Below are 7,160 nucleotides of genomic sequence, written 5' to 3' on the forward strand. Positions count from 1 at the left end.
TCCATGCCTCCGGACGTTGCCCCGGTAAAGCTTATCAATACCTTAAAATCCCAGCTCTCTAAAGAAGTCAGGCTCAAATACCGTGAACACATAGAAAAATATCTGTGGGGAGATGCTCTTTTCTGGAGAAGGAGTTTTCTCGCTGATACATCATAATTTCAATCAATTCTCTGACAGATATATCTTTTCCATTCTTTATCACCAAGCGAATAGTTAATACCGCAAGAATCAAAGAAACTATTGTCCATATGATGTTTTTATGTATTTTCTTTTTGGGCTGCATCTTTTTACTTTCCTACCCCGCACATATCGTAGTCTGCCATGCAGGTAAATCACCGTCCTTTTCCCGTCTGTATAAACTATACCAGTTCCCCGATAAGCTTAATAGCTTCATCAACAGGAATGCAGCTCGCAAATCTTTCCGGCCACATCATCTCGTTGTAATACTTATAAGTCGTTTCGCTATTCATGTAATCATTATCGAAAGTAGAATTGGTTCCTTCGGGGATTATTACTCTGTATCCCCTTTCAAATGCTGATTTCACAGATGCATCAATACAAAAGTTAGTCTGCAATCCGACTATCATTAAGTCTTTTACACCCGAGTCACTGAGATAATCTGCTAACTCGGCATTACCAAAACAGCTGTTTACTGTCTTTATAAAAATCTTCTCATTCTCCCTTGGAGCCACCTGATCAGCTATCTCAAAATCCTCATCACCGACAGAAAATCCTGTACCCGGACCGTCATCATGCTGAACATAAATAACCTCAACATCATTCTTCCTTGCAGCATCGATAATACTTGTCACATTCTTTATAAATCCGTCGAAATTATATAGTCTTTCGTCGGTAATTCCTTTTTGTATGTCTATAACAATAAGTTTCATAATATACCCCCATCTGCTCTGATTATCATAGCGCTTTCCTAAAGAATCTGTTCATGGTACTGTGAACTACCGCGTCAGGGCGCTCTATTTCTTTATACCCCTTCTTTTCATAGATATGAATTGCAGCCTGAAGATTGTCATGGGTCTCCAGATACGAAACTTTGTATCCCGCTTCTCGCATCCTCTCTTCAATAAAGTCTATCATTTCGTATCCAAGCCCTGATCCTTTTGCTGCATCCGTAAGATAGAGCTTCTGGAGTTCAGCAGTATCTTTCAGCGGTTCAAATCTGTCATATCCAATTCCACCGATAACCTCTCCATTATCGCTCTCGATGACAAAATATCTCCTATTATCATTGCCATAATAATCGCTAAGATGGTCCAATCCTGCGTCAAAATAAACTGTTCCCGGAATATCAAGATTAAACTGTTTAAGGTTGTCCCTGACAAGCGCAGCAACAGCAGCATTGTCAGCCTCTGTAATCTCTCTGAATTTATACATATTTTTGCAAAGCCTCATATCTTATTTTCTTACTGCTAATTTCGGATTCCCATTGCCTGCATTTCAAGCCTGTATGGTGTAACTCCGTCCATAGGTTTCAGCACACCATAAAAACCTGAAAGAATGCGACTTATTTCGGAGCCACTCAAGTATTTCCTCCGTCTGGTCAATAAATACCGGAAGTCCTATGTACTCAAGTTTATCTGTATCTACATTCATTTTCTTTGCAGGTGAAAGAATAATCCTCATCACAGTTCTCCAAACATTTTTTCAAAATCATCAGCTGATTTCACTTTTTCCATAAGATTCCCCATCCCTACTGATCAAATAAATCATCAAGCGTTATTATATTTGGAGAAAGTTATTATTTTTTGGCTATTTTATCCAATTATAATGTTGGCGCTCCATTTTCCCTTAGCATCACATAGCCGGTATCATAGTAATACTATAACAAAAAAATCAAGCCACTGTCTTCTTCTAAAATAGTGTATAGCAACTCATACATTAATAGACACTAATCTAATATTTATATTTGACATGCATCGAATATTGTGATATTTTATATGCATCAAACATCTATTAGACAAATATCTAACCCGGGAGAACACATATGAATGCAGAGATTCGTGAATTATTACAGAACAGAAACTATCGTAAGGACTTATCAGCAGAGATCATCAACCGCTTCGGAGATTCAGTGGATGCCATCGCGTCTTCATGGATCGTATATGAGATCACAGGTCAGGCCAGCTGGTCAGCTCTTATTTATGCCCTGAACCGCATCCCTACAATTATACTGACTCCCCTGGCAGGTCCCTGGGTTGAGCGCAAGAATAAGAAGATGATTATGGTGATCACAGATCTTATCAGAGCTATATGTGTAGGGCTCCTTGCAACAGGACTTCTCATGGGATTTCTGAATGCACCGATGATTGCGGTACTGAGCCTTGTGATCTCCAGTGCAGAGGCCTTCAGAGTTCCTGCTGGAACAGCTCTTTTCCCACAGATCGTTCCCGAGCATCTCTATGGCGAAGCCATGTCTATCAGCAAAGCTGCTTCCGGTACCGTTGAACTTGTAGGTACAGCCGTCGCTGCTGTAATAATCGCTCTTATCGGCAGCTCAGGTGCCATCTACGTTGACATGATAACCTTCATACTTTCAGCTCTTATCATCCTCTCCATGAAGCTTAAGGATGACAGTAACAAAAATGCAGAGCGTTTCAATGTTTCCGGATATATGAGGGATCTTAAGGACGGGTTTTTATACTGTGCCACCAAGAAAAGGCTTGTTGCCATCACCATGATCATTCTTTTCTTAAACGGAATTATGGTTCCATTGAACAGCCTTCAGACTCCTATGGTCAGCGAACTGCTTCATGGCGATGCATTCTTTCTGTCAGCCTTTGGCGCTACCTTCGTTGCCAGCATGCTTGTCGGTTCATTGGTTTTCCCTATGATTTACAAGCGTTTGGATGCAAAAATGGTACTTGTAATGGTTTCAGTTGCTATTACCGCCGTATATTTCATCCTCGTTGCCGCATCACCGCTTTACACCAATCGTTACGTCGCTCTTGGTATCCTTGTTGTACTTACCGTGATTCTTGGCCTTTTTGTAACAATCGCTAACATGTTCCTTGGCGTTGAATCATATCGTATAATTGATAAAGAATATCTTGCAAGAACATCAAGCATCGGAAATGCCCTTGGGTCAGCCATCATGCCCGTAACTGCAGGACTTATCAGTGGTTTACTTAAGTTCTCAAATGTGGCACAGATATTTCTTGGCGCCGGGGTTGTGGCAATCGTGTTCTGCATCGTTCTTATTGCAAAAGGTAATCTTGAAGAACAGGAAACTACAGATAACGCAGACATGAGGGAGGCAGCATGAATCATTTTCATTTAGAAGTTCAGTACGTACATGAAAGTATTACATTACTTAATATGATTGCTCAACCGGCAGGCTTTGAAACAGAATATATGAACAGGCTTGCCGCAAGATATGGCATCACGCCGGATGAGGAAGCAAAAAGATATGTGGAACTACTCCAGGAAATCGAAGACGCTGCTAGAGCAGAGTTTTCCAAGGATTCTGAGGATATTCGCTTTTTCTGCGGCATGCCAAAGCTTAGCGAAAGCATAATCTCCTTTGCCAATGTTCTGATGCTGGTAGGAAAAAGCGTCTGGCGGGAGAGCTCTGTCTCAAAATATTATGATGAACTTAAAGATCTTTCCGAAGCTGAATACAACAGAAATTTCTATGATGAGGTTAAGGCCTTTGGCTCCCGTACGGTTGATGAGGAGGCTGAAGACGAAATATCTGCCCTGGAGATATTTGATCTGATACAGCAGATGGATTTTTCCGATGCTGAAAAATTGCACCTGCAAAAGCTTTATATTCATCATAAGGAATACTGTGAGAAGTTTGCCTCACTTATGGAGCGTTCAGCCAAGGTTATTAAGAAGTTTGAAAAAAAACTTATTGCTAAGGGAAAACGGGTAGCTGAACACTTCGAGAGTCTCCTTAACGGGACATCAATGGCAGCATATATAATGAATGAATTCTATGGTGATCATGAATCCGGGAATAATTTTGATGAATGTGATATCTATATCACTTATATAAAGGGTGTTTCAATGGGACTTTCCTTTAAGATGGCCCCTAAAGCGATAGTCAACATCGGGGCTATCTTTGATCCATCCATCAGGATTGAAGACGTTCTGAAAAACCAGGCCACCCTAGATGAAGACAAGGTGCTCCTGATGCTCAAGCTCCTCGCAGATAAGAGTAAATTTGAGATTTTGTCAGCTACAGTGGACAAGCCCGCATACGGTGCGCAACTGGCATCAATGCTGGGCCTTACCACTGCTACTATATCTCACCACACCTCAGCTCTCCTTGATCAGAATCTGCTGACTCTGGATAAGGTAGACACTAAGATATACTACCGTGCTAACCCCGATATGATTCGTACCTTGATTAACTTTGTAAAAAAGGAATTATTGCACGAATGAATTCCGCCTGAGCACCAGCTACTCCTCAAGAGATTCTCTGAAGAATTCTGGCGGCATCCGGGGTTAAACCAATACCGTCCATCACAACTCACCACAAATTATATAGAAATACTAAAAGAACTCACTTATAGTCAGCCGACACTTCTATAAAAGACCTGTTACCATTGATGTAATCTGTATATGCCGTCTCAGCGTCTTTTCCATGGAACACCTTGCAAAGTCCGCACATATCGCAATCTGCAATACATGGAAACCTCTCTTTTATATATGCTCTACGTTCTTCAGTTGTAGAGTCTTTTATCTCAGGTGCATTTAACATAAGTACATATCCTCTCAATGAATCTGCCTGTCCTGGCGATATTTTTCCATGTATTCCATGTTTATCTCGCGGATTTCCTTTTTGCCATCAATATAGTCCTGATAAATATCCCAGGGACTTCCCCCGCCAAGCCAGCAAGATGAGCAATTCTCGCAGCCGCCACCGCAATCGAGAGAGTTTTTCACAATCTGCTCCCTCTCTTCTCTTGTTGTATCCTTGATCAGAATTGATTTTCTTTCCATTAGCACCGCCCTCCTTAGGCTAATGATGCCTATTCACTCCTTGTATTCCGGTTCCCCACTGCTTATAAAATGTATGTTTCCTGCTTTCCTCCCACAAACGGTAACTTTCTTCAAATTTTCCGTTCCATATACTATCTCAATCATGCTCAATTTCGAGTAAATCAAGAAGCTTTACAAATGTATCCTGTCCATCAAGACAAGTATCTATGAGCCATCCTTTTTCATTTCTCCATTCCTTGAGCCCTCTGTAGTAGTAGTTCTTCTTGGAATCCTCAATGATGAATGGCACAATATTGTGTCTAAGGCATTCCTTTAATGCTACAAGCCTTCCTACCCTTCCGTTTCCGTCCTGGAATGGATGAATATATTCAAACTCAGCATGAAGTGCTATTATATCTTCTACTGTTACAATCTTTTTTAAATTATACTCTTTAAGAAGTGCCTCCATATGCTTATGCACTTCAGATGGTTTCGAAGTCTCTCTGCCCCCTACGACATTTGCACGTTTTTTATAATCTCCAACCGCAAACCATGACAAAGTTGAATCCTTTGTATCATGCTTTATTATGTAGTGAAGCCTTTTGATTATATCCTCTGAAAGTTCTTCCTCTGCTATATCTATTACATAATCAATTGCGCGGAAGTGATGCACTGTTTCAAGAATATCATCAACAGGAACGCCAACGCCGATATCAACTGTATCAGTTTCGAAGATATGCCTTGTCTGATCTTCTGAAAGCTTACTTCCTTCGATATGATTGGAATTATATGTCACTCTTACCTGTAGCTCATGATAGAGCCCTCCAGGAAGCTTTATATCTTTTTCTTCACGAAGCAACTGCAAGATTTTATTATCTGAAACACTTTTCATTAAAAAGTCCGGATCTTTTCCGAGATATGCTGCTATCTTTTTTATGCTTCTTGGCGACAACTTCTCACCCTTTGCAATTTTAGCCACAGTTCTTGTAGACAGACCAAGCTCAGTTGAAAGCTCAGTCTTACCAATTCCTCTTTCCTTTAGTGCATTTTCCAAACCTTCATATGAGATCATATTGTACTTCCCTCCATAATCTTTACTTATTTTATCTTTTGGCTTCTAAAAAGTAAAGATTATGAAAGACTTTTGGATAAAAAGTAAAGCTAAGAAAATAGCCAGTTCTGCAGTTTTACAGAATTGGCTATAAGTACATTTTACTGAAAGTTAAAGCGTATGATAGTACGGACAGATATTCTCGTAATGCCCGTCTTTCATTCTGAATCCATCTGGAATTGTTCCCAACTGCACAAAGCCTAATCGCTCATATAAGTGTCTCGCACGCACATTACTCTCAACTACAGCATTAAACTGCAATACTCGAAAACCGAGTTCTTTACCTTTTGAAAGACAGTCGATTACCATTTTCTCTCCAATATGTAACCCACGACTCTTTGAGCTTACCGCATAGCTGGCATTACAAATATGCCCACATCTACCAACATTATTCGGATGCAAAATATATAATCCAACAATATTTCCATCGTCATCAGCCACTCCTGTATAGCTCTGCGACTCAAAGAACTCTTTCCCAGACACAGCATCAAGAAAATCTTCCTGAGGAAATGCCATTCCCTCTTCAACCACCTCATTCCAAATGTCTATCATCTGCTGAATGTCTTTTTCTTCATACTCACGAATTATCATTTTAAGCGCTCCTTGTCCCTGGATTAGTCATACATTTGCGTTAGCCGCATTGTATCCGTTTTCAAATTTCCTGCCATTATCATATGTCTCAATCTCAGATGCTGATAAATCGCCTTTTCCGTCATAACGATAAAACCGTCCGCCTTCAGCTATAAACTCCAAAATACAGTAATCTTCATCTTTTGTCATGTTTTTACCCCCGTAACCAGCATGGTAGTGTCAAATTAACTACCCATTTTTAGTTCTAAAACCTTGATTTATCGGGAGTTCAAAATAAAAAGAGCATTGACCTCCCTTTTTGGTATAATGTCAGCGACCAAACTCACAAAATAACCAGGAGACAATGCTCGTGAACATTATACTTTATTTACTTCAAATCATTCAACAACTCTATCAGCAAAACTGCTGGCTGATTAATTTCATCTGCAGATATATACCTCTAAAGCAGTGGGCTTTCGATGATTCTCATTCTCCCAAATATCAAAAGTTCAAAGTCGATGAACTCCCTAAGATT

Annotated in this window: 10 protein-coding genes and 2 pseudogenes; 4 read left to right on the forward strand and 8 right to left on the reverse strand. The window is 40.2% G+C overall.

The window, feature by feature from the left end; all coding sequences use genetic code 11:
- Positions 1–3 precede the first annotated feature (3 nt).
- Entirely contained in the window at positions 4–156 is a 153-nt protein-coding gene (locus G596_RS26155; protein ID WP_442855884.1) for a transposase, read from the forward strand.
- Between the two features lie 203 nt (positions 157–359).
- Here G596_RS26155 and G596_RS0119820 read toward each other — a convergent pair whose 3' ends face one another.
- The 3 genes and pseudogenes from G596_RS0119820 to yaaA form a co-directional block, all read right to left on the reverse strand.
- The gene (locus tag G596_RS0119820) at positions 360–890 is read right to left on the reverse strand and encodes a cysteine hydrolase family protein (protein ID WP_022763535.1); all 531 of its coding nucleotides are present in this window, start codon (positions 888–890) and stop codon (positions 360–362) included.
- Positions 891–915: 25 nt separating this feature from the next.
- On the reverse strand, positions 916–1,392 hold the full coding sequence (locus G596_RS0119825) for a GNAT family N-acetyltransferase (RefSeq protein WP_022763536.1): 477 nt from the start codon (positions 1,390–1,392) through the stop codon (positions 916–918).
- A 53-nt stretch (positions 1,393–1,445) separates the two neighbouring features.
- Positions 1,446–1,641 (reverse strand): annotated as a pseudogene (gene yaaA / locus G596_RS0119830) (peroxide stress protein YaaA); the annotation flags it as partial.
- Positions 1,642–2,002: 361 nt separating this feature from the next.
- On the opposite strand from yaaA, the gene G596_RS0119835 reads away from it, so the two are divergent.
- Together G596_RS0119835 and G596_RS0119840 are read left to right on the forward strand one after the other, a co-directional pair.
- Positions 2,003–3,280, forward strand: a complete 1,278-nt coding sequence (locus G596_RS0119835) for an MFS transporter (protein ID WP_022763538.1) — start codon at positions 2,003–2,005, stop codon at positions 3,278–3,280.
- Entirely contained in the window at positions 3,277–4,404 is a 1,128-nt protein-coding gene (locus G596_RS0119840) for an ArsR/SmtB family transcription factor (protein WP_022763539.1), read from the forward strand. Before G596_RS0119835 ends, G596_RS0119840 begins: the two co-directional genes overlap by 4 nt.
- A 121-nt stretch (positions 4,405–4,525) precedes the next feature.
- Here G596_RS0119840 and G596_RS0119845 read toward each other — a convergent pair whose 3' ends face one another.
- From G596_RS0119845 to G596_RS25095, 5 genes are all read right to left on the reverse strand, one after another.
- Positions 4,526–4,723, reverse strand: a complete 198-nt coding sequence (locus tag G596_RS0119845) for a hypothetical protein (RefSeq protein ID WP_022763540.1) — start codon at positions 4,721–4,723, stop codon at positions 4,526–4,528.
- A gap of 14 nt (positions 4,724–4,737) precedes the next feature.
- Complete coding sequence (locus tag G596_RS0119850; protein ID WP_022763541.1) at positions 4,738–4,965, reverse strand: hypothetical protein; 228 nt, start codon at positions 4,963–4,965, stop codon at positions 4,738–4,740.
- A 136-nt stretch (positions 4,966–5,101) separates the two neighbouring features.
- The gene (locus G596_RS0119855) at positions 5,102–6,016 is read right to left on the reverse strand and encodes a Fic family protein (RefSeq protein ID WP_022763542.1); all 915 of its coding nucleotides are present in this window, start codon (positions 6,014–6,016) and stop codon (positions 5,102–5,104) included.
- A 150-nt stretch (positions 6,017–6,166) separates the two neighbouring features.
- Positions 6,167–6,646: a GNAT family N-acetyltransferase gene (locus G596_RS0119860; RefSeq protein WP_022763543.1), complete on the reverse strand. Its 480-nt coding sequence runs from the start codon at positions 6,644–6,646 to the stop codon at positions 6,167–6,169.
- A 27-nt stretch (positions 6,647–6,673) separates the two neighbouring features.
- Positions 6,674–6,835: a hypothetical protein gene (locus tag G596_RS25095; RefSeq protein WP_022763544.1), complete on the reverse strand. Its 162-nt coding sequence runs from the start codon at positions 6,833–6,835 to the stop codon at positions 6,674–6,676.
- Positions 6,836–6,995: 160 nt separating this feature from the next.
- On the opposite strand from G596_RS25095, the pseudogene G596_RS26040 reads away from it, so the two are divergent.
- Positions 6,996–7,160: pseudogene (locus tag G596_RS26040) on the forward strand (transposase); the annotation flags it as partial.

This window comes from Butyrivibrio sp. AD3002 (assembly GCF_000420905.1).
Taxonomy (GTDB): domain Bacteria; phylum Bacillota; class Clostridia; order Lachnospirales; family Lachnospiraceae; genus Butyrivibrio.